The 22,925-nt window shown below is 51.6% G+C and carries 17 protein-coding genes and 1 pseudogene; all 18 read left to right on the top strand.

Annotation, left to right across the window (positions count from 1 at the left end):
• The first annotated feature begins 40 nt into the window (after positions 1 to 40).
• The 18 genes and pseudogenes from KJS57_RS21930 (at position 41) to KJS57_RS21850 (ending at position 22,785) form a co-directional block, all read left to right on the top strand.
• Positions 41 to 1,096, top strand: coding sequence for an ABC transporter ATP-binding protein (locus tag KJS57_RS21930; RefSeq protein ID WP_213656359.1), 1,056 nt, complete (start codon positions 41 to 43; stop codon positions 1,094 to 1,096).
• Entirely contained in the window at positions 1,097 to 1,903 is an 807-nt protein-coding gene (locus KJS57_RS21925) for an ABC transporter permease (protein ID WP_244861665.1), read from the top strand.
• A 4-nt stretch (positions 1,904 to 1,907) separates the two neighbouring features.
• Complete coding sequence (locus KJS57_RS21920) at positions 1,908 to 2,729, top strand: ABC transporter permease (RefSeq protein WP_244861664.1); 822 nt, start codon at positions 1,908 to 1,910, stop codon at positions 2,727 to 2,729.
• A 122-nt stretch (positions 2,730 to 2,851) separates the two neighbouring features.
• Positions 2,852 to 3,886, top strand: coding sequence for a LacI family DNA-binding transcriptional regulator (locus tag KJS57_RS21915; RefSeq protein WP_306434262.1), 1,035 nt, complete (start codon positions 2,852 to 2,854; stop codon positions 3,884 to 3,886).
• Between the two features lie 277 nt (positions 3,887 to 4,163).
• A pseudogene (locus tag KJS57_RS26640) lies at positions 4,164 to 4,568 on the top strand (ABC transporter substrate-binding protein); the annotation flags it as partial.
• A gap of 167 nt (positions 4,569 to 4,735) precedes the next feature.
• A complete protein-coding gene (locus KJS57_RS26635; RefSeq protein ID WP_280520399.1) occupies positions 4,736 to 5,524 on the top strand; it encodes an extracellular solute-binding protein in 789 nt (262 codons plus the stop codon).
• Positions 5,525 to 5,663: 139 nt separating this feature from the next.
• The gene (locus KJS57_RS21905) at positions 5,664 to 8,570 is read left to right on the top strand and encodes an extracellular solute-binding protein (RefSeq protein WP_244861667.1); all 2,907 of its coding nucleotides are present in this window, start codon (positions 5,664 to 5,666) and stop codon (positions 8,568 to 8,570) included.
• A gap of 12 nt (positions 8,571 to 8,582) precedes the next feature.
• Complete coding sequence (locus KJS57_RS21900; RefSeq protein ID WP_211019927.1) at positions 8,583 to 9,491, top strand: carbohydrate ABC transporter permease; 909 nt, start codon at positions 8,583 to 8,585, stop codon at positions 9,489 to 9,491.
• A 20-nt stretch (positions 9,492 to 9,511) separates the two neighbouring features.
• Positions 9,512 to 10,414: a carbohydrate ABC transporter permease gene (locus tag KJS57_RS21895; RefSeq protein WP_211020235.1), complete on the top strand. Its 903-nt coding sequence runs from the start codon at positions 9,512 to 9,514 to the stop codon at positions 10,412 to 10,414.
• 13 nt (positions 10,415 to 10,427) lie between these two features.
• Positions 10,428 to 11,954: an NHL repeat-containing protein gene (locus tag KJS57_RS21890; protein ID WP_211019926.1), complete on the top strand. Its 1,527-nt coding sequence runs from the start codon at positions 10,428 to 10,430 to the stop codon at positions 11,952 to 11,954.
• A complete protein-coding gene (locus KJS57_RS21885; protein ID WP_211019925.1) occupies positions 11,941 to 12,561 on the top strand; it encodes a Yip1 family protein in 621 nt (206 codons plus the stop codon). The genes KJS57_RS21890 and KJS57_RS21885 overlap by 14 nt, the downstream gene beginning before the upstream one ends.
• Before the next feature lie 11 nt (positions 12,562 to 12,572).
• Positions 12,573 to 15,146 carry a DUF5696 domain-containing protein gene (locus KJS57_RS21880; protein WP_213656357.1) on the top strand — a complete coding sequence of 858 codons (2,574 nt, stop codon included), beginning with the start codon at positions 12,573 to 12,575 and terminating at the stop codon, positions 15,144 to 15,146.
• A complete protein-coding gene (locus KJS57_RS21875) occupies positions 15,143 to 16,042 on the top strand; it encodes a carbohydrate ABC transporter permease (RefSeq protein WP_211019923.1) in 900 nt (299 codons plus the stop codon). Before KJS57_RS21880 ends, KJS57_RS21875 begins: the two co-directional genes overlap by 4 nt.
• A gap of 15 nt (positions 16,043 to 16,057) precedes the next feature.
• Entirely contained in the window at positions 16,058 to 17,053 is a 996-nt protein-coding gene (locus tag KJS57_RS21870) for a carbohydrate ABC transporter permease (protein ID WP_213656356.1), read from the top strand.
• Between the two features lie 3 nt (positions 17,054 to 17,056).
• Positions 17,057 to 18,109: a glycosyl hydrolase gene (locus KJS57_RS21865; RefSeq protein WP_213656355.1), complete on the top strand. Its 1,053-nt coding sequence runs from the start codon at positions 17,057 to 17,059 to the stop codon at positions 18,107 to 18,109.
• A 235-nt stretch (positions 18,110 to 18,344) separates the two neighbouring features.
• Complete coding sequence (locus KJS57_RS21860; RefSeq protein ID WP_213656354.1) at positions 18,345 to 19,316, top strand: glycosyl hydrolase; 972 nt, start codon at positions 18,345 to 18,347, stop codon at positions 19,314 to 19,316.
• Positions 19,317 to 19,448: 132 nt separating this feature from the next.
• Positions 19,449 to 21,257, top strand: coding sequence for a sensor histidine kinase (locus KJS57_RS21855; protein WP_213656353.1), 1,809 nt, complete (start codon positions 19,449 to 19,451; stop codon positions 21,255 to 21,257).
• Complete coding sequence (locus KJS57_RS21850) at positions 21,235 to 22,785, top strand: response regulator transcription factor (RefSeq protein WP_213656352.1); 1,551 nt, start codon at positions 21,235 to 21,237, stop codon at positions 22,783 to 22,785. The genes KJS57_RS21855 and KJS57_RS21850 overlap by 23 nt, the downstream gene beginning before the upstream one ends.
• Positions 22,786 to 22,925 lie beyond the last annotated feature (140 nt).

Genomic DNA, 22,925 nt, shown 5'->3' with positions numbered 1-22,925 from the left:
TTAGATTAAGAAAATTCATACGGGGAGGAAGTGGACAGCCTTGAGCTTAATCGAGACAAAGGGACTGCAAAAAGTGTTCCGCCAGGCGGTAAAAGATCCCGGATTGGCCGGCGCGGTAAAACATTTATTTACCCAGCGTTATAGAGACAAGTATGCGGTGGAAGGGATTGACCTGAAGATCGAGGAAGGGGAGACGGTAGCGTACGTCGGCCCGAACGGAGCGGGAAAATCGACAACGATTAAAATGCTGAGCGGGGTATTGGTACCTTCCGGCGGAGAGATCATCGTTGACGGACGGGTTCCTTACAAGCAGAGGATGGAGAACGCCCAGCGGATCGGTGCAGTATTTGGCCAGCGGACGCAGTTATGGTGGGATATCCCGGTCCGGGAATCGCTCAGCTTGCTAAGAGATATTTATCAGGTGCCGACGGACCGGTTCAAGAAAAACTTGGATGTCTTCACGGAACTGCTAGGCATGGATTCGTTCCTGCATTTATCGGCCCGGAAACTCTCGCTCGGGCAACGCATGCGGGCCGACCTGGCCGCAGCGCTGCTGCACGATCCGAAGATCGTCTACCTTGACGAGCCTACGATCGGGCTGGACGTTGCGGTAAAGCACCGGATCCGCGATTTTATCAAGGAAATGAACCGGAGCAAGGGGACGACGATGCTGCTGACCACGCATGATCTCGGGGATATCGAGGATCTGTGCGAGCGGCTGGTCATTATCGATCAGGGCCGGATCATTTATGACGGCAAGCTTCAGGAGGTCAAGGACGAGTTTGCCAGAGAACGGACAATACATATGCAATTAAGTTCGCCGATCCCGGATGCGGAAGAGTTGTTCCGCGGGTTGCCGGAAATCCAGGTGAAACGGTCCGGAGATTCGCTGGAAGCTAGTTCGGATACGGATTTATCCATCCGTTTCGACCGCTTCCGCTGCACGGCAAGCGATATCGTCAAGCGGGTGATGAGCCGCGGAGAAGTGGTCGATTTCCGCATTGACGAACCGAGCATCGAAGAGATCATCCGCCGCGTCTACGACGGCAAACTGGATTCAGCCGCCCTGTCCGCAGCGGGGAAGGGGAGTGCTTGATTGATCGCACCGGCCTTCAAAAAATATGTTTCTTTGGCGCGTTGCTCCATGCAGAACACGCTTGCTTACCGGCTCTCATTTATACTGAATTTTCTCGCTAGCTTTATCGGGCTGATCGCCATGTATTGTCTTTGGCAAGCCATTTACACGGGTCAGGACCAGCTTTCCGGCTTCACTTGGAGTCAGATGCAGGCCTACCTGCTGGTAACCTTTTTCGTCAATTCCATGCTTTCTTATTACTCGGAATCCAGCATTACGAGCAAAATCATCGACGGCAGCGTCATGATGGACCTGCTGCGTCCGATCCAGTTCCAGAAAGCCCGTCTCGCAGAAACGCTTGGTTCCTGCGTGTTGGAGGGATTGCTCAGTTGCATTTTGATCGGGCTTGCGGCGATTTTCACGTTCGGTATTTCCTTGCCGCACGATGCAGGCACCCTTCTGTTGTTCGCGTTCAGCATCGTGTCCTCGATTCTGTTAAAGTTCAGCATCGTTTACTTGTCGGCCCTGCTTTGCTTCTGGACTACGAGCAGCTTCGGCATATACTGGGCTAGGACATCCATTACGAACCTGCTGTCGGGAGCGCTTGTGCCGCTGGCGTTTTTCCCGGGTTGGCTGCAATCGACCGCCATGGTGCTGCCGTTCCAAGGTATCGTCAATACGCCAGTCACCATCGGCCTCGGTATGACGGCGGGAACCGATGCGCTTCAACTGATCGCTATCCAATGGGTATGGATCGTTCTGCTCTGGCTGCTCGGCAAATGGATGTGGTCCCGGGCCGTCCGACAAATTACGATTCATGGGGGGTAACGGAATGGAGAGTAATATACGGGTGAAAAATTCGCCCTGGCGAATTTTGTATCTATACTGGCGTTTGTACAGCCAGCAGTTAAAAGCGATGATGGAATACTCCGCCGATTTCTATATCATGATCGGTGCCGCGGCGATGACCCAGATTACGGGGTTTTTGTTCCTGTGGGTCGTATTCTCCCGAATTCCGGATATTCAAGGCTGGGGACTTTGGGAGGTTGCTTTTATGTATGCCGCCATTTATGTGTCGGAGGGGGTAGGCTCTCTATTCTTCGAGGGGACCTGGCGGATGCTCCGGCTGGTCAATATGGGCGAACTGGACCGTTATCTGGTGCGGCCGGTTCCGATCGTGCTGCAAATTTTTTGTACGGGGATCGGCATGAACGGATTAGGAAATATTCTAATCGGCGGAAGCATTATCGCTATTTCTTTGTCCCATATCGACATCGCCTGGAACCTTCAGACCATCGTTATGGCCGTTTTGCTGTTTGCTTCCGCGATGACGATCCGGGTGGCTATCAATCTGGCGGCGAACTGCTCCGCCTTCTGGATCCGCAGCAGCGGGAACGCCTTCCCGATCATGGTCCATAATTTGGGCGAGTTCGCCAAATATCCGATCACGATTTTCTCGCTGGGCCTGCAGCTCTTTATTTCGATCATCGTGCCGTTTGCATTCGTCAGTTTCTTTCCGGCGGCCGCCATGTTCGGTAAGGAGCCTTGGAGCTATTGGGGCTGGTTCAGTCCGCTGGTAGCGGCCTATTTCGTCGGTCTGGCCTTGCTGATTCTGCGAATCGGCCTGCGGCGGTATGAGAGTGCGGGAAACTGATAGAAACATTGTGAAATCTGTATTTTGCTTTATGTTCCATCCATGTTATTATGGAATCAACCTAACGAAAGCTAACAGGCTTGCAGTTGGTGAATAAATATGCCGTCAAGTAGGTTGATATTATGAAAAAAGTAACTATACAAGAAATCGCAGATTTTTCCGGTGTTTCCAAGTTTGCCGTTTCACGCGCTCTCTCGGGGAAGTCGGGAGTCAGCACCCAGACGAGAGAGATGATTTTGAAGGCCGCGGGACAGCTTGGATACTTTAAGGATACAGGCAAATCGGCCATGCTCCAAAGCTCTCCAACCTACACGGAAGGAGAAGCTCATTCCGGCGCTATTCTTGTGCTGTTTCCCAATGTCCGCTACCAGGACGCGGATTCACTTTATTGGGGACCGGTTTTTAACGGAATCTCCGCGCGACTGAATCAGAGAGGGGCGGACATTCTTACGCTCACGGAGCCTTCCGGCGAGCATATGTTTTCCTTGCTCAACCCGAAGGCTATCGGCGGCATCGTCACGATCGGAGCCGTATCGACACAGATTTTGCTAGACATCAAAAAGCTGGAAATTCCCGTAGTTATGGTGGATCATCAGGATCCGGCCTTTCAGGCGGATGCCGTGTTTGCGGATAATTTTCACTGTATGAGAGAAATGATGGTCAAGCTGGTCAGCAAAGGATATAAAAACTTCCAGTTTGTAGGACTGATAGGATATGCTCAAAGCTTCTACGAACGCTGGATCGGATTCAAGTCGGTGCTGGAGGATCACAAGCTGAAACAGGAGCAGATTCCCGAACTGATCGGTCCGGAAATCGCCCATATTCACGAAGCGATCCCCAAAGTCGTGGCATCCTATGAATTGCCCGAGGTGTTTGTCTGCACGAATGACACGACAGCTCTATTCGTCATGGAAGCACTACAAAAGCTGGGAATTGATGTTCCCGGCCAGGTGCAGATCACCGGATTCGACAACACCGACGAATCGTTGCCGCTGCTAGCTACCGTGGATGTCAGCAAAGAGCTTCTCGGCATGCGTGCAGTAGACAAGCTTTTATGGCGAATGGCCAATCCTCAATCTAATTTCGAGAAGCTGCTCATCCAGGGAGAAGTTATTTTAAAAGATAATTCCGTATTTAACAAAGATCAAGAAATATAAGCAAAACTAAAATAGAAGAAAGCCCTAACGACATGTTGTCGTTGGGGCTTTCTTTTTATTCTCACGGACATGTTAGCATAAAACCGCTTCTGTTATCATAATTATTTATTGACGAATTAGTTGGTTGGTTGTATATTATTTTCCAAACGGCAATAACAAAATGAGGTGATTATCAATAACTTGTTTTTATTATGTTATTTTTGTTATTCGTTTGGTTTGAAATGTAAGAGGGGTTTCATGAAGGTAGAATCTATAGAACAAATGGGAGGTTTTCACAATGAAGAAATTGAAAGGGCTTTCTTTGCTGTTGTTCTGCTTTGTTTTTCTGCTTTCCGCTTGCGGCGGCGGCAATAATACGTCACAGAGTCAGCCGGCGCCGTCTCCCGAATCAACCAACACGACTCCGCAGAATACGGCCGAGCCTGAACCGTCGGAGGAGCCTCCGGTCGATTTGGGCGGACGAATCATTAAGGTTGCGGCATGGTGGGATTTAAAGCCAGCCGGCGCAACTGCGGGCGACAAAGCGCGCCTTGAAAAAATTGCCGAGGTCGAAAAAAAATATAACTGCAAATTTGAATTCGTGAACATTCCGTTTGAGGAATACATGAACAAATTTACGACGAGCGTTCTGGCCGGTGAGCCGTTCGCCGATATCGTACAAATGGAATATAAATCGGCATTGCCTGCCATTTTGAAAGGGCAGCTCCTTCAGATCAGCGAGTTTACGACAGACAAAAACAATATAAACAACGAGGGCAATCTGCAGACGAAATACCCTGCGATCGCAGGCGGAGAGTATGCTTTCGACAATCCGATCTCCCTTGGGCCGGGATCCACTATAACCGGGAATTGTTCAAAAAGCTGGGCCTTCCGGATCTTCAGGAGATCTACAGTAAAGGAGAATGGAACTGGGATAAATTTTTGGAAATCGCCAAACAGGCAACCAAGGATACGGACAATGACGGAAAAACCGATGTTTGGGGATTTTCCGGGTGGGCCATTGACGCTGTGAAGCATTTTACGGCGGCCAACGGCGGAGTGACCGTGGATTCCCAAAACGCAAAAGAAATGTTGTCCGATCCGCGTACCATTGAAGCTGCGGAATTCGTGAACCGTTTATATAATGTCGACAAAGTCGTTCGGGTTAAAACAGGCAATAAAACAAATTGGGAAGAAACAAACACGTTTAAAGACGGCAATGTGGCGATGTTCCCTGCAGCGGAATGGATGCTCGGCGACTTGACCTTCGACATCGGGATCGTACCTTTCCCGAACGGGCCGCAAGGATCATCGGAACAAACCTATGCGAATACATCAGCATCCGCCAAATTCATCCCTAAAGGCGTGAAGGATGCGGCCGCCGTATACCAGGCTTATGAAGAAACGTTCGATTTCCCGCCGACCGAGGAATATCCGGGGCAGGATTATCTGGAAAGCATGTACGGCAATCAGGAAGACATCGATATGATTCTCCAGCACATTAAGGGAACAGGCGTCATTACCTTGGACGAAGCCTATCCGGATTATCCAACGAATACTTTTGTGGAAGACATTATCGTGAACAACCAATCCGTCACCGCTACAGCCGAAAAATACAAGCAGCAGGCGCAGGCATCCGTCGATAAACTCGGTAAATAAACGGTTCGCGTCGGCTAGCTGAATAGACAGGCAAGAAGGGGACGTAATGATTAATCGCGTCCCCTTCTTGTTCACACGGGTTGTGCGAGGAGGATGGACATTGACTGGGATACGGAAATGGAGAACAAGATGGGGCTGGATGCTCATCGCTGTTGCCGCCGTGGTGCTGATCTTATGGTTCTCCGGCAGTTTTGGCGGCGGGTCCGCCTCAAAGGGTAACAGGGAAATGGGATCAGAGCTCCCTGTGGTCAAGCTGGCCGCCGGGGTGAAGGGGAGTACGGCCGAACCTTCGTATGGTGAGTATTTAGCCGGGTTCGAAGGTAAGTCTCGTCCCGATTATGAAATAGTCATCGAAGCTGCGGACTATTCCCGCGAGGATGGAGCGGAAGTCAAGAAGCTCCAGGACTACGAAGGAAACAAGGGGATTTCGGTATATACCGGGGAACAGGGCGAACTTGAATGGAAGGTGAACATCCCTGAGGGAGGCCTCTATAATTTGTCCCTGCTTTACTATCCGGTCGAAGGCAAAAGCTCCTCCATCGAACGGCAGCTGAAAATCGACGGCGGCATCCCGTTTGAAGAAGCGGGTTACCTGCAATTTGACCGGATCTGGGACAACGAGAAGGCGGAGATCGAACAGGATAATCAGGGCAACGATCTCAGACCGAAACAGGCAGAACGGCCGGGTTGGCGGGAAGTTCTTCTGGAGGATTCCGACGGTTTTATTACGGAGCCGCTGCAGTTTTATTTAGAAAAGGGAGAGCATACGTTGACGCTGTCCGCATCCCGGGAGCCGATGGTTATTCGCAGCTTAAAGCTGTTCAGATATGCGGAGGCACTCCCGTATGAACAGGTGTTGCAGCAGTACCAAGCGGAAGGATTAAAAGAAACCGAAGGACAGCTGGTGATCGTTCAGGGGGAAGCCGCGACGGCGAAATCCTCTCCGACCCTGTATCCGTTAAGCGAACGTTCAAGCCCGAGTGTAAGCCCTTACAATTCGTCAAAGGTCCGGATTAATACGATCGGCGGCTATAACTGGCGGTTGCCCGGGCAATGGATCGAGTGGGAGATCGACGTTCCTGAAACGGGGCTGTACCACATCGGATTCCGCACCCAACAAAATTTCGTGCGCGGGATTTACTCGACACGAAAGCTGACCATAGACGGACAAGTACCGTTCGAGGAGATGAACCGGGCGCCGTTTCGTTATAAGAGCGGCTACCGCATCGATGTCATGGGCGGGGACGATCCGTATTTGTTCAAGCTGGAAGAGGGCAAGCACGTGCTGCGTATGGAAGTGAGCTTGGGAGAATTTGCTCCTTTGATCCAGCAGGTCGAAGACAGCTTGCTTAATCTGAATGCGATGTACCGCAAAATATTGATGATTACCGGCACCAAACCGGACGAATTCCGCGATTATCGCGTAGAACAGCGAATTCCCGAACTGCTGGAGCTGTTTCAGGCGGAAAGCGAACGGCTGCGCGCGATTGCCGACAGGCTGGTGGAGTTGTCCGGACAGTCGAGCGATCAGGAAGCCTTGCTAAATACGATGGCGGTGCAATTGGATGAGATGGTGAAGGACCCGGATACGATACCGCGGAGACTGGCGGCTTACAAAACAAATACCGGGGGCTTAGGCACCTGGTTGCAGCAAGCAAGGGAGCAGCCGCTGGAAATCGACGAAATTTACATTGCGTCGCCGGGAAAGAAACTGCCGGGCGGCGGAATGAGCGCAGGGGACAAAATCGTCCATGAATTATCAACCTTCGGCGCATCGTTCTTCATTGATTACAACCAAATCGGCAACGTGTCGGCCAAGAAAGATCAAAGGTCGGTAACGGTATGGATCGGCAGCGGCCGGGACCAGGCGAATGCGATTAAAGCGATGATTGATGAAACGTTCACGCCGGAGACTGGGATTAATGTCAATTTGAAGCTGGTCAATATGGGAACGATTCTGCCGGCGACGCTGGCCGGTCAAGGGCCTGACGTCGCGATGCAAATCGGCAATGACCTGCCCGTCAATTTCGCGATGCGGAACGCGGCAGCCGACCTGACGCAGCTAAGCGGTTACGACGAAGTGGCCGCCCGCTTCCGGGAAAGCGCGATCGTACCTTATGAATATCGCGGCGGGGTATATGCGCTGCCGGAAACGCAGACGTTCAACATGTTGTTTTACCGCAAGGATGTGCTGGCCGAGCTTGGACTCGAAGTACCGGAAACCTGGGACGATGTCGCGAACCTGCTGGCCGTGTTGAACAAAAACCATATGGCCTTCGGTCTGCCGGTCGTAGCTCAGGCGCCGAACCAGTGGACGACATTACCGCCTAATTCCATGTATGCCACCTTGCTGATGCAAAACGGCGGGCAGTTCTATAGGAATAACGACACGGAATCGGATCTCGATTCCAAAACAGGGATAGAAGCTTTCAAGCAATGGACTGAATATTACACCGATTACAAGCTGGAGCGGGAATACGATTTCCCGAATCGGTTCCGTACCGGGCAGATGCCGATCGGAATCGCGGACTACACCACCTATAACCAGTTGTCCGTCTTCGCTCCGGAAATTCGCGGGTTATGGGGCTTCGCTCCGGTACCGGGAACGGCACAAGAAGACGGCAGCGTGGACCGCACGGTCCCTTCGGGAGGTAGCGGGGTGTTAATGCTGGAGAACGCCAAGGATAAAGAAGCCGCTTGGGAATTTCTGAAATGGTGGACGAGTGACGAGACGCAAACGAGCTTCGGCCGGGAGATGGAAGGGCTGATGGGAGCGGCCGCCCGTTATCCGACCGCCAACATCAAAGCGCTCGAACAACTGCCTTGGCCCGTGGAGGATTACAAGAACCTGGAAGAGCAGTTCAAATGGGTAGAAGGCATTCCGGAAGTACCCGGCGGGTACTCCACGGGAAGAAATCTGTTTAACGCGTTTTACAGGTCGGTGATCAGCGGGGTCGAGCCCCGGGAAGCGATCATGGATTCCGTCCAGTATATCCACGACGAAATCCGCAACAAGCAAGAAGAATTCGGCCAGCCGCAGAAGTAGGGGGGAAGCAAGATGCACAATACCTGGTGGGCCATGAAGTGGCACGAGATCAAAGCCAGCAAGCATTCCTACATTCTGCTGGCGCCTTACATGATTTTGTTCATGCTGTTTACGGTGCTTCCGGTTCTTATATCCATTATTCTGAGCTTTACTTATTTCAACATGTTGGAGTTTCCGCGTTTTGTAGGATGGCAAAATTACACCCGTCTGTTTCTGGAAGACGACATCTTCCTAACCGCGATGAAGAACACGCTTCTGTTCGCGGCGATCACAGGGCCCGTCAGTTACCTGGCCTGCTTCGTGTTCGCCTGGATTATCAACGAGCTTAGTCCGAAGCTGAGGGCGTTTCTGACACTGGTTTTTTACGCTCCGTCCATTTCGGGCAACGTCTATTTTATTTGGCTGATGATCTTCTCGGGAGACCGTTACGGGATCGCCAACGGGCTTTTGATCAAGCTGGGCTTCATCCTGGAGCCGATTCAATGGCTCAAAACGGAAGCCTACATCTTGCCGATCATTATTCTCGTCCAGTTGTGGCTCAGCTTGGGAACCGGGTTCCTCGCATTCATCGCCGGGCTGCAAACGGTAGACAAAACGCTGTATGAGGCAGGCGCAGTTGACGGCATTCGCAACCGCTGGCAGGAGCTGTGGCATATTACGCTCCCATCCATGCGGCCGCAGCTGATGTTCGGCGCTGTGATTCAGCTCACGACCTCGTTTGCCGTCGCCGATGTTTCAATCGCGCTGGCCGGCTTCCCGAGCGTCAACTACGCTGCCGAGACGATTGTTACTCACCTGATCGACTACGGGACGACCCGGTTTGAAATGGGCTTTGCGTCCGCGATCGCGACCGTGCTGTTCATTATTATGGTCGGAACGAACCTGATCGTCCAAAAACTTCTGCAAAAGGTGGGTGAGTAAACGTGAAGGTAGAAACGAAAATGACCGGCACAAGAGCGCTGAGCCGTCCGTTTCCGCTCAAGTTCAAATTGCGGCTGGGGAAGAAGCGGGTCAACCGTTCATTTGCCGGAACTTTCTTTCTGTTCCTGCTGCTCTCGGTGTTCGGCGCATTCATGGCGCTCCCGCTCGTTTATGCGATCAATAACGCATTCAAGCCGCTCGATGAAATCTTTCTGTTTCCTCCGACGCTGTTTGTCCGCAACCCGACATGGAACAACTTTCTCGACCTGATGAACCTGCTGGGTCAGTCCTGGGTCCCGTTTTCCCGCTATATCTTCAATACAGTATTCATTACCGGCGCCGGAATTCTCGGCCATGTCATTCTTGCATCGGCTGCGGCCTATCCGCTGGCCAAGCATAAATTTCCCGGCAAATCGATTCTGTTCACGATCGTAGTGCTGTCGCTTATGTTTACTCCGGTCGTAACACAGACGCCAAACTACATGATCCTATCGTGGCTCGGCATGATCGATACGTATTGGGCGGTCATCGTTCCGGCATTTGCCTTCTCGCTCGGCTTGTATTTAATGAAGCAGTTCATGGAGCAAATTCCGGATGCGCTGCTGGAGGCGGCCAAAATCGACGGTGCCAGCGAATACCGCATATTTTGGTCGGTGGTCATGCCAAACGTCAAACCGGCGTGGCTGACCCTGATTATTCTGTTGTTCCAGATGCTGTGGGGAAGCGACGGAAACGGATTCATTTACAGCGAGCAGCTCAAATCGCTTCATTACGCTGCCAACCAGATTATTCTGGGCGGGATCGCCCGAGCCGGAGCGGGTGCGGCGGTGGCACTCATCCTGATGAGCGTTCCAATCACCCTGTTCGTGTTCGCGCAAAGCCGGATCATCGAAACGATGGCTACGTCGGGCATGAAGGATTAAGGGAGGGGAGTTCATGACAGCAAAAAAATGGATTATTTGCGCCGCAGCGATCTCCCTGATACTGACTTCCGTGATGCCGGGTGCTTCTTCACGGGCTTCTGCCGCACCCGAGTCCACCGCAACCGCCAGTACACCGGCGGTCCCGATCATCGGGTCATCCGCCCAGGCTCCTTACGAGAGCTACAATTATAACTTCTGGGAGGAAGCGACACCGATGCCTGCGGCCTACCTGCCCGAACGATACATTACAGGCAGGGAGCTCGGGGTCGGCGATTTTCTGGAACCGGCCGATATGCATATCTCTAAATCCGGCACGGTGTATGTGCTGGATACCGGCAATCAGCGGATCGTGCAGTTCCGTGAAGACGGGACGGAGGTTAAGGTCATTTCTTCTTTTAATAATGAAGGTACAGAGGATGGGTTCTCTAATCCTTCCGGCATTTTTACGGATCACGAAGAACAAATTTATGTGGCGGATACGGGCAACAAGCGGATTGTTATTTTAAGCCCGGGAGGAGAGCTTGTTCGGATCATTCAAAATCCGCAGTCGGATGTTCTTCCGGCGGGCTTTCAGTTTCAGCCGCTCAAGGTGACGGTCGACGAGGCGAAGCGGGTGTTTGTCGTAGCTAACGGTGTCTATGAAGGCATCATGCAATTTGACGAAAAAGGAACGTTCATCGGCTACGTGGGGACGATCAAGGTCAAGCGGAATTATGTCGATTATTTTTGGCGGCTCGTCTCCACCAAAGCGCAGCGGGCGCAGATGGCTTTGTTCGTACCGACGGAATTCTCCAACCAGGATATCGATCATAAAGGCTTCGTATACGCGACCAATATCGATGTTGGGTCCAAGGAGCCGATCAAACGGCTGAATCCGTCCGGCGAGGACGTATTGAAGCGGTATGGCTATTACGATGTTTCGGGCGATATTTATTACCGGAGAACGACCGGGCCTTCCAAATTCGTCGACATCAAAGTGTTGGGTGACGGCATGTACAGCGCGCTCGACTCCACGCAAGGCCGGGTGTTCACTTATGACGAATCCGGAAATCTCCTATATATTTTCGGAGGGCTCGGCAATCAGCTCGGGATGTTCAAAACGCCGGTTGCCGTCGAGCATATTGGAGAAAGGCAGCTTGTGCTTGACCGGGGCAAAGGCAATATCGTCGTGTTCGTACCGACGGAATTCGGGTCCAATGTGAACCGGGCGGTCCGGCTCCATTACCAGGGCGAGGATACCGAAGCGGAAGACTATTGGAACCGGGTTCTTGAACTGAATTCGAATTATGACATCGCTTACACCGGGATCGGCAAAGCTAAGCTGATGCGCAAGGAGAATAAGGAAGCCCTTGCCTACTTCAAGCTTGGCATGGACCGGAAAAACTACTCCGTTGCCTACAAAAGATACCGCAGAGAAGTGATGAAGGAGCATTTCGGCACGGTACTGACACTGCTATTGGCAGCCGCAGCCGCCTTTGTCGTATATAAAGCAGCGAGACACTGGAAGCAAAGGAGGGAGAGTGGCCATGAAGCGGGATGATTTTAAATTTCCTCTCCATGTCATCGTTCATCCGTTCGACGGGTTTTGGGATATGAAATATGAACAAAAGGGCAGGCTGCGCGTGGCGATGATCATACTGTTTCTGCTTGTGGTCGCCATGATTTTGCAGAAGCAGTTTGCCGGGTTTCTGGTGAACTTCAACGATCCTCGGCGGCTGAACAGCATAAGCGAGCTCGTTTTTGTCCTGTTCCCGTTCCTGCTCTGGAGCATCGCCAACTGGTCGGTCACGACGCTAATGGGTGGCGAGGGAAGATTCAAGGACATCGTGATGGCGACCTCTTACGCGCTTGTTCCGATGGTTCTAATTTACCCGCCGATGACGCTGGTAAGCCGATTTATGGTACAGGAGGAAACATCCTTTTACTACTTGCTGAATACGGTTGCCGTCCTCTGGTTTCTCGGTCTCCTGTTCGTCGGCATCATGACCGTTCATCAATTTACGCCCGCCAAGACAGTGCTGACATGTGTATTAACCGTAATCGTCATGGGCATCATCGTCTTCCTGGGAACGCTCATTTTCAGCATGCTGCAGCAAATTTACGATTTTCTTCTCAATATTTATAGAGAGCTTATTTTTCGGGTATAGGAGGCGGGCACATGAACAAACGAAAAGGGATCCTGACAATATTCGCCTGTGCCGTCATTATCGCTGTCGCCGGAGGATTTATGCTATGGAACCAAGGCGCTCCGGCGGTAAATCCTGCCGATTACCGGCCAAAGGCGGAGGCGCCCGAGCCCGGGAAAGAGCTGAGCAAGCTGCAGGATGACTCCGCAGGCGTTCCGGGAATGATTTTGGTCGCGCAGAACGAGGCATTGTCATTGTATTACAACGAACAAACGGCCGAGGTGTCCGTCATGGAACGGGAAAGCGGCGAAATTTGGCATAGCAATCCTTCGGACCGTGAGGAAGACGCCATCGCCTCCCCTTTTGAAAAGGAAGTGATGGCCTCCCAGTTTGCGGTCTCCTTCCGCGATGAAATCGGTACGCTTGAAACTTATTGGAGCAATCCGTGGAGTGTGGCGAACAACAATTTCTCGGCGGCAGGAATACGGAACGGAATCCGGGTGACGTACACGCTCGGCGACGTTTCACTAGGGATTGACGCCATGCCTAAATATATTACCAAGACAAGGCTTCAGGAAAAGGTGCTGAGCAAGCTGGAGGAATCGCTCGCCAGGTACGTGGAGACCCGTTACTATCCGGTGAAAGACAATCCGGAGCTGCTGGAACGGCTCGACGACCAAGTGAAGAAACCGCTCGTTCTGAAAAAAATGCTGGCCGCCTTCCAAGAAGCCGGGTACACGGAAGAAGACCTGGCCGCGGATAACGAGGCGAACGGGTACGGGGCCGGCGGCGGTGCTGAGAAGCCGAATTTCACGGTGCCGTTGGAGTACCGGCTGGACGGGGACTCTCTGGTCGTGTCGGTACCGGTCGGTCAGGTTACGGAAAGCGCGAAGCACCGGATCCGCAGTATCGATCTGCTCCGTTTCTTCGGGGCGGCGGGAACGAAGGAAACGGGGTACATGCTGGTGCCTGACGGCAGCGGCGCCCTGATTCGGCTCAATAACGGCAAGGTCAAGGAAGAGCAGTACGTGCAGCGGGTGTACGGGGATGACCCGAACGACAACAGCTGGAGCCGGGGGCAAGTCGCCCGGAAGGCCACCATGCCGGTATACGGCATGAAGGCCGGCGATACGGCATGGTTCGCGGTAATCGAAGAAGGCGATGCGATTGCGAGCATCGCGGCGGATATCAGCGGCAAGCAAAACTCGTACAACTATGTGTTCAGCAGCTTTGCCGTGCGCGGTGAAGATGAGCTGGAGTTATACACCGGAGATCAGATTCAGGAGATTCAACTGCTGAGCGACAAGATCTATTCAGGAGATTTGGCTGTTCGTTACCGGTTTCTGACTGGAGGGGACGCAAGTTATTCCGGCATGGCGCAAGTTTACCGGGAATCACTGGTCGCGCAGAACAAGCTGAACCCGCTGGAGGAAGGAACTAACCTTCCCTTCTACTTGGATGTGCTCGGAAGTATCGACAAGCAGAAATCTGCTCTCGGCGTGCCTTATGATGCCGTGATATCGATGACCAGCTTTGAGGAAGCCGGGGAAATGGCGCAGCAGCTGGAGGGTGACGGTATCGCCAATGTACGGATGCGTTATCTGGGCTGGTTCGGCAAAGGCGTCCATCACAAGCCGCCGGTTAAGGCGAAGGCGGACCGGGTGTTAGGAAGCGTGACTGATCTGAAGGAGCTGTCAGCCCGGCTTAAGGAGCAGGGAGGCGGACTTTATCCGGATGTTGCTTTTCAAAGAGTGTACCGAGATGACGGGAATTTCAATCCTTCGTCGGATGCGGCCCGTTTCGTAACCCGGGAAGTGGCGGAGCTGTATCCGTATGACCGGAATATGAACCGGATGGATCCGTATTACGGGACCTACAACCTCCTGTCGCCGGCGAAGCTTCCGTACTATGTCGACGAGTTTGCGAAAAGTTACGATAAATACGGGATCGGGGCGTTGTCGCTTCGGGATCTCGGCGCTGTTCTCAGTTCGGATTATCGGGTGCAGCGGGTCGTATTTCGTGAAGATGCCAAGTCAATCGTAAGCGACCAGCTTCGGAAGCTAAGCGACTCTTTTCCGGATCTGATGTTCGCAGACGCGAGCGCCTACAGCTGGCCTTATGCCAAGCATGTCATTGACGTTCCGGCTTCGAGCAGCCGGTTCAGCTTGAGCGATGAGGAAATCCCTTTTTATCAAATGGTCGTTCACGGGTTTATTGATTATGCCGGTGAGGCGCTGAATCTCGGGGATCAACAGGAAGTACGCAGACAGATGCTGAGCTCGGTTGAGCTGGGGACCTCTCCGCATTTCCTTTGGTCATATGAGCCTTCTTCTACGCTGAAGTTCACGCGTTTTGATTACATGTATTCAACGGAATACCAAGCCTGGTATGACGAAGCGGTGTCCTATTATAAGGAAGTCAATGAAGTGCTCGGTCCCTTGCGGAACGTTCCGATTGCGGAACATATCCGGCATCGGGAGGGCGTTGTGGAAGTGAGATACGAAGGCGGGGCGTCGGTCATCATTAACTACACGGATCAGGCGGTAACGATTAACGGCGTACGGGTGGAAGCTCAGCATTTTGCGGCAGGGGGTGATGGGGCATGAGACTGAAATTAACGCTTACGCAAAAACGCTCCATGCTCGGTCTGCTGTTCATCGCGCCTTGGCTGATCGGATTTATTTTCCTGTTCGCGGGGCCGCTGGCCCAATCGATCTCTTTCAGCTTCAATAAGCTGACGGTATCGCCGGGCGGGTATGAGTTGCAAAATGTCGGCTGGAGCAACTTTACCGATGCGTTGTTCGTGGATGCGAATTTCAACCGGATTTTAACGGAATCGATATTGGGCATGATCGTGGACGTGCCGTTGATCCTATTCTTCAGCCTGTTCTCGGCCGTACTGCTGAACCAAAAATTCCGGGGCCGGGGAATTGCACGTGCCATCTTCTTCCTTCCCGTCATTCTTGCTTCGGGTGCGGTCGCGGCGGCGGAAAGTTCGGGCCTCATTAATCTCGTCGGCAACGCGGAGGTTGCGGAACAACTGGGGCAGGCATCCTCCCAGTTCAATATCCGTTCCATGGTCATGATTTTGTTCGAGGCGGGGTTTCCGATCAGCTTTATCGATTACATTGTGGAAGCGGTTATGCGGATTTATGAAATTATCAGCAATTCGGGCGTGCAGATTCTGATCTTTCTGGCGGCGCTGCAATCGGTTCCCGGCTCCATGTACGAAGTAGCCAAAATCGAGGGCGCAACGGCTTATGAGACGTTTTGGAAGGTGACATTCCCGATGGTCAGTCCGCTGATTTTGACGAACATCATTTATACGATTATCGATTCGTTCTCGGATAGTCCGGTAACGAAAATGATCTACGAAACGGCGTTCAAGACGCAAAACTTCGGATTAAGCGCCGCCATGGCCTGGCTGTACACGATTATTGTCAGCATATTGCTGCTCGTGATGGGTTATATCGTATCGAGAAAGACGTTTTATCACAACTAGGAAGGGGCGCTAGGCATGCAACCGATTTGGAACCCCGCAGACGCGGCCGCCCATAACCGAATCAACCGGGTGAAAAATAAAACGCTGAATGGGCTTTGGTCGATTTGCCGGTTTTTGCTCATCATCGGGATCATGTTTATTATCGTTTACCCGATTCTGATGAAGTTTTCGGTCGCCTTCAAGGCGAAGGAGGATATTTACAATCCGACGATTTACATGATTCCGGTGCATTTCACGCTGGATAACTTCAAGCTGGCTCTGGATTTGCTGGATTACTGGCCGTTGCTGCTGAATACGATGACCTACGTGGTTATCACCATGGTGCTGACGACGATGTCGACCGCGCTGGCCGGCTATGGGTTCGCCAGGTTCAAGTTTCCGGGGAGCAACCTGTTGTTCGGGCTCGTCGTGCTGACGATTCTCATTCCGATGAGCACCTTGATGGTGCCGATGTACCTGCATTTCCGGAACTTTGACGTGCTTGGTCTTGTTCACCTGTTTACGGGTAAGGATGGCGTCAATTTGCTGAACAGCTTCTGGCCGTCCGTGATCACTTCCGCAACGGGGACAGGGTTAAAGGCAGGGTTGTTCATTTATATTTTCCGTCAGTTTTTCAGAGGGCTGCCGAAGGAAATCGAGGAGGCGGCGCTCATCGACGGGGCGGGCGGAATCAAGACTTTCTTTACGATTATGCTGCCGAATGCGCTCCCTCCGCTTATCACCGTGACCTTGTTCTCTTTCGTGTGGCAGTATAACGACACGTTCTATACGTCGCTGTTTATGAGCGACAGCGCCTTGATGCCGCTGAAAATCGCTTCGTTTCCGGCGGACGCAGGTCAATACCTTTCTGCTTTGGCGGGATTGGGCGCTTCGGGCAAAATGGATCCGAACTACGTGGCTCTTGTCGTGGACACGGGGATATTGCTGGCTATCCTGCCGTTGATAGTTCTGTATTTGTTCGTTCAGCGACATTTCGTGGAAAGTGTAGAGAGAACGGGGGTAGTGGGATAGCTCATGGAAGAAATCAATCGGCAATATTTGCAGAACTCGTCTGGCTTAGACTTTCAGGTCGAACCGGTATTGGTTAATCCTGAGGCCTCCAGGACAGCACAGGGGCTGATGAAATATTTGTGCAGTATCTATGGCCGCTACATGCTGACAGGCCAACAAATCGGTGTGTTATCGACACCTGAACTGGATATGATTCATGAAGCCACTGGCAAATATCCGGCTGTAGCCGGATTCGACTTCATGAATTATTCGCCATCCCGAGTGGAGCGAGGAGCGGAATGCCGGGACACGGACCTGGCGATCGAATGGTGGAAGCGGGGCGGAATCGTAACCTTTTGCTGGCATTGGAACGCTCCGAAGGATCTTGTCGATTTGCCGCCTGACCGGTCGTGGGGCAGAGGATTCTATACGGAAGCGACGACCTTTGATGTAGCGAAGGCGATGAGCGATCCTGATAGTGAAGATTACCGGCTGATCCTTCGGGATATCGATGCCATCGCCGCGCAGCTTGCCCTGCTGCAAGAAGCGGGGGTTCCCGTGCTGTGGAGGCCGCTGCACGAAGCTTCGGGCGGCTGGTTCTGGTGGGGCGCCAAGGGGCCGGAACCTTGTATTGCCCTGTGGAAGCTGATGTACGAGCGGCTGACCCGGCACCATGGGCTGAATCATTTGATCTGGGTGTGGAACGGTCAGCATGCCGGTTGGTACCCGGGAGACGAATACGTAGATATCCTTGGCGAAGATATTTATCCGCCTAAGCATGACTACTCGTCCCAGAAGGAGCGCTTTCTGTCCGCCGCCTCATACTCAAAAAGGAATAAAATCATCGCCCTGACGGAGAACGGCGTCGTTCCCGACCCGGATCGGATGGCTAAAGACTGCACGCCGTGGGCGTGGAACTGCACCTGGTACGGAGAGTTCGTGTTTAGGGAAGAGGACGGCCGTCGCGTGTATTCCGGGGAATACACCGAGCTTGAGCAGTTGCGGAAGACATATCATCATCCCTGGACGATTACTCTGGATGGGCTGCCCGACTGGGAGGTATGGATCGGGAGTTAAGGAAATGTTGCGCACAGATAAAAACAAGGACATAACAAAATAACGAGAGAGCAAGATAGTTGTTTATTTGATTTTTGACGCGCCAATATAGAGAAAATTTGACTGGCTAATGATCTCGGTGTTATATTTGTTTTGTTTGTTATGACAAATGTAATAACAAAAATAACAAATATGTATTATAAAAAATAAACAACGTCTCATTTTAGTCATTGAGCGTAACGAAAGGGTAGATTCCATGCAAACGATCCATACTGTACCTTGCAATCCCAAAGCATCCGATGAAGTAAAGGCCGTTCTGAACTATTTAAGCGAAATATCCGGAAAGGGCATCATTACGGGACAGCATACGCAGACCATAGCTCAGGATGAACTTCATTTCATTCGCGAAGTGACGGGGAAATCGCCGGCGCTGCTCGGCTTTGAATTGCTTGGTTATTCACCGAACATCAATTATGACGACAGTGGGGAAGAGTGCCTGCTGGAGGTTGCCGAGAACAAGGATACGCTTCAGAAAGCTTGGGAATGGGCGGAAAAGGAAAACGGACTGATCACCTTTACCTGGCACTGGTTCTCTCCGCTTGGCGGCCGGGACAAAAGCTTCTACGCGGAGCATACCGATTTCGACGCTACCAAAGCGATTATTGAAGGAACTGACGAATACAAGGCGTTTATATCCGATATGGATGAGATGGCCGAGATTCTCAAGGAATTCCGCGACAAGCGCATTCCAATTTTGTGGCGGCCATTCCATGAATCCGAGGGAACTTGGTTCTGGTGGGGAAGCAAAGGTCCGGAAGCGGCTAGACAGTTATACCGCATCATGTATGACCGGTATACGAATGTTCATGATCTGAACAACCTGATCTGGGTTTGGAATTCTCCGCTCGTTGAAGGATATGTCGGAGACGAGGTTGCTGACATCATCTCCCGGGATTTGTATCCGCCGGCTCATCAGCATATGGATTTACGGGCGGAATATGAGGAATTGATCGCGATCACCCCGACCCGCAAACTTGTTGCCCTCGGCGAAATAGGACCGATCCCGAGCGTAGCCCGGTTGTCGGAATCGCGAATTCCGTGGCTGTGGTTCATGACCTGGTCCAATGATTTCGGAAAGACCGAGTTGTTTACGACAAAAGAGGAACTTTATAACGCTTATCATAACGATTACGCCATCACACTGGATAAATTGCCTAAGCTTTATTAACAGACTTCTCCTGTTTTTAAATTTTTTTTCGGACGGTATAATTGAATTCTATATTGTTGTCATGGAATACCGGTGGCCCCTTTTTATGAAAGGGGTCGTTTTTATGGAAGTTCCAAAACAGGGGGCCAGAACATGATGTTTGTCAGAATGCTGAATGACATAAAACTCAGAAAGAAATTGTCTCTTATCTTTATCACGGTTGCGGTAGTTCCACTTCTGGCCAGCGGAATTTACTTAACCGGCAAGCTGCGTGAAGTTATGATCATGGATGCCTTCGAACAAGCCGTGGACAATGTTGACCGTGTTCGGAAAAGAACGGAGGAGGTAATCAAGGTGCCGCTTGATATCTCGTACCAGCTTTCCAACGATAGCCGTATGAAATCCGTAGCTAGCCGAAGGTACGGCAGTTACATCGAGGTCATTCAGACGTACCGGCAATACACCGACATACGGGATTACGTACGGCTATATAAAGAGGTTAAAGCTATTAGACTCTACACGGATAACCCGACGATGCTGAACAACTGGGAGTTCATGCCGCCTGACGCCAAGACAGAGCAGGAGGAGTGGTACAAAACGGCGTTAAGCAAAAAAGGGCTGGCCGGTTGGGGATTTATTCAGGATGAACGCGATCAGACGTATTATTTAAGTCTGGCTCGAAAAATCAGCCTCGATGAACCTGGTCAGGAAAGCGTGCTTGTCATTAATGTAAATACCTCGTTATTGAATTCCATCCTTTCTCAAGAATCGTTTACGACGATGATCGTGGACGACCAAAACAATATTGTAGCCGCTAACCGGCCGAATATGTACGGCAGAAATCTTGCTGAAGTGCATGCCGGAGACAATATACTGACGCAACAGGCCGGCAGCTTTGATGCCGTTATGGATGGCGAGCCATCCAAAGTGGTCATCTCCAGCCTGGTCCCGGAGAGCAGTTGGAATGGGCTGCGGGTCATTTCGGTATTCTCGGTGTCCGATATCGTCCGGGATGCGAATAAAGTGATTAGGCTGGCCATCATGGTTCTTGGAGGCTGTCTGATTATAGCGGTATTGCTTGTCTCCGCCTCGGCATCTCTTATTACGAGCAGATTGCTGCGCCTAAGCAAACAAATGTCCAGAGTAGGCACCGGTCCCGGTTCCTGGGATGCGTATCTTGACCTGGACGGCAAAGATGAAATCGGTCAGCTCTCCCGGCAATTCAACTCGCTTGTCCAACGAATTAGCCAGTTGATGCTGGAAGTGGAAGAGAGTAATCAGCAAAAACGGCTGGTGGAATCCAGGCAAAACGAGATCAAGTTCAAGATGCTGGCCAGTCAAATCAATCCGCATTTCCTGTTCAACACCCTGGAATCGATTCGAATGGAGGCCCATATCCGGGGCGAGGAGGATTTAGCCCAAGCCGTCTGGCAGCTAAGCAGCTTGCTTCGCAGCAGCTTAGAGGTCGGAAGCGGTAAGATCCGGCTCTCCGAGGAGCTTGCGATGGTGCAGTGCTACTTGGAACTCCAAAAGTTCCGATATGAAGACAGGCTTCTCTACGATATAGCGCTTGCTCCGGGCACCGGAGAAATCGAAATCCCGCCTTTGATTCTCCAGCCGCTTGTGGAGAATTCGATTTTTCACGGATTGGATGGGAAAGAGGAGGGGCCTATGCTGATCACCATTCGAACGGAGGCCAGAGGAGACGATGAGGTGTTCGTGGAGATTGAGGATGATGGGGCTGGTATTCCTCAGCAGAAGATGGAGGACTTACAGAACAAGTTAAAGGAACCGGAGGAAAGCGAAGGGAGGATCGGGCTCAGAAATGTGCATGATCGATTAAGGCTTACCTACGGCAATGATTCGGGACTCTCGATTAAAAGTAAAGAAGGGGAAGGAACCCGGATCACATTTAGCATACCAAGGGGGAATGATTCCAATGTTCTCAGTACTGATTGTTGATGACGAACCAAAACTGCGCCTTGGATTGCAGACTTTGATTCCATGGAAGGAGCTGGGCTACGAGATTGTTGGCACCGCGTCGAATGGAAAGGAAGCTCTTGCGTTCCTTGAGAAGCAGAATCCCGATGTGCTGCTGGTCGATATCCGTATGCCCGGCATGGATGGGCTTCAGCTCCTTCAAGAAATTCGCAACCGTGGTATGAACAACCGTGCGATCGTTCTTAGCGGATATGCAGATTTTGAATATGCACGCCAGTCGCTTAAGAACGGGGCTGAGGATTACCTGCTTAAACCGGTAAATAAAGAGGAGCTCTCTTCTCTTCTTCAAAAGTTGCATGTCCGCCTTACCGAGGAACGTGCGGAGAAGAAGGTGCAGCAGGAATCCCATTCCCGGGAATGGGTCGTATATTCTCTTCTCTCCGGTGCCCATGATTTGGAAAGCGGTTCCTTTAAGGATTTGGCCGATTCCCTTGGCATGGATTGGCCGAAATATCAGATTGTACTGATCTCCTTTCCGGGTCTGCATCAGGAAGAGGATGAGCGGATTCGCAATTTCCGGGAACGTTTGGTCGTTGCATATGCCTCGGATGGTCAAGGTGTTGTTCTTAATTTTGCTCCTTATACCGTGCTGCTTCTTAGCAAACCGCCAGTCGGCGAGTTCGGCCGGGCGGATCTGTACAGGGAGCTGCTGAGACTGTCTGCTGAAATCCGCGGTGAGATGGAAGCGGCGGCAGGAGAAACGGTTCCATCGCTTCTCGAAATCCCGCAATCGTTCCGCACGGCCCGATCGCTGCTGGAACACCGGTTTTTTTATGACAAAGGCAGGCTGTTGACGCCTGAACTTCCGGAAAGCTATAGACATGCAACCGCAGGCTTGCTTGATACGTCACCCGAGGACGGGGAAGAAGCGGCATTTCGTCTCTTTTACTCGGTAGATGTTGGACATGCGGAAGCGATCCAGTCCATCCTGGATGGGGTGGCTGCCCAAATGGTTGCCGAAGGAAAAGATGAAACGGAGATTCGGGAACGATTTTTTTACTTGGCCAATGAAACGGTTCGAAAAACTTCTCCAAGCCTTTGGCAGGAATCGGATTATTCCGGGGATCCAACCCAATTTCTTGCGGGGATTTACAGTCAGCGCAGCATTCGGGATCTAGTCGACTATGTAGCGGCCGTTCTGGAAAGACTTGCCCGCTGTTCGGACTATTCCAGCAGGGATAACGAAATGAAGCGGATGCTCGATTTCATAGACCGGCATTACAACGAGAACCTGAGGTTGGAAATCTTGTCCGGCTTGTTCAATTACAGCAGATCCTACCTCGGCCAGCTATTTAAAAACCACACCGGAGAATATTTTAATACCTATCTGGACCATGTCCGGGTTAAAAAAGCCAAGGAGCTGCTTGCTCGCGGGATGAAGGTGTATGAGGTTGCTGAAAAAGTCGGGTATCCGAACGTCAATTATTTTCACAGCAAATTCAAAAAAATCGATGGTCAATCGCCTTCCGCCTATCAAAAGAAATCTTAATCAAGATGCGTTACCCCCTTGTTCAGATTATGGCCAGATGCCGGCAAGGGGTCCTTTTCCCAGAATGAAAACATATGGTTATTTCTGAAATCACTGTAGATTGTGAATTGAAAATGTATGAATTAATGATATGTTTCTAT

The sequence above is a fragment of the Paenibacillus vini genome, assembly GCF_018403325.1.
Classification (GTDB): Bacteria; Bacillota; Bacilli; order Paenibacillales; family Paenibacillaceae; genus Fontibacillus; species Fontibacillus vini.
The sequence above is the reverse complement of the archived record's forward strand: the minus strand, read 5'-3'. Positions and strand labels throughout refer to the sequence as shown.

Excerpts from the sequence above, each read along its gene's own strand:
- KJS57_RS21915 (WP_306434262.1), top strand. The coding sequence starts at position 2,852 with ATGAAAAAAGTAACTATACAAGAAATCGCAGATTTTTCCGGTGTTTCC.
- KJS57_RS21860 (WP_213656354.1), top strand. The coding sequence starts at position 18,345 with ATGCAAACGATCCATACTGTACCTTGCAATCCCAAAGCATCCGATGAA.
- KJS57_RS21880 (WP_213656357.1), top strand. The coding sequence starts at position 12,573 with ATGAACAAACGAAAAGGGATCCTGACAATATTCGCCTGTGCCGTCATT.
- KJS57_RS21855 (WP_213656353.1), top strand. The coding sequence starts at position 19,449 with ATGATGTTTGTCAGAATGCTGAATGACATAAAACTCAGAAAGAAATTG.
- KJS57_RS21865 (WP_213656355.1), top strand. The coding sequence starts at position 17,057 with ATGGAAGAAATCAATCGGCAATATTTGCAGAACTCGTCTGGCTTAGAC.
- KJS57_RS21900 (WP_211019927.1), top strand. The coding sequence starts at position 8,583 with ATGCACAATACCTGGTGGGCCATGAAGTGGCACGAGATCAAAGCCAGC.
- KJS57_RS21905 (WP_244861667.1), top strand. The coding sequence starts at position 5,664 with ATGCTCATCGCTGTTGCCGCCGTGGTGCTGATCTTATGGTTCTCCGGC.
- KJS57_RS21890 (WP_211019926.1), top strand. The coding sequence starts at position 10,428 with ATGACAGCAAAAAAATGGATTATTTGCGCCGCAGCGATCTCCCTGATA.
- KJS57_RS21875 (WP_211019923.1), top strand. The coding sequence starts at position 15,143 with ATGAGACTGAAATTAACGCTTACGCAAAAACGCTCCATGCTCGGTCTG.
- KJS57_RS21920 (WP_244861664.1), top strand. The coding sequence starts at position 1,908 with ATGGAGAGTAATATACGGGTGAAAAATTCGCCCTGGCGAATTTTGTAT.
- KJS57_RS21885 (WP_211019925.1), top strand. The coding sequence starts at position 11,941 with ATGAAGCGGGATGATTTTAAATTTCCTCTCCATGTCATCGTTCATCCG.
- KJS57_RS21895 (WP_211020235.1), top strand. The coding sequence starts at position 9,512 with ATGACCGGCACAAGAGCGCTGAGCCGTCCGTTTCCGCTCAAGTTCAAA.
- KJS57_RS21850 (WP_213656352.1), top strand. The coding sequence starts at position 21,235 with ATGTTCTCAGTACTGATTGTTGATGACGAACCAAAACTGCGCCTTGGA.
- KJS57_RS21870 (WP_213656356.1), top strand. The coding sequence starts at position 16,058 with ATGCAACCGATTTGGAACCCCGCAGACGCGGCCGCCCATAACCGAATC.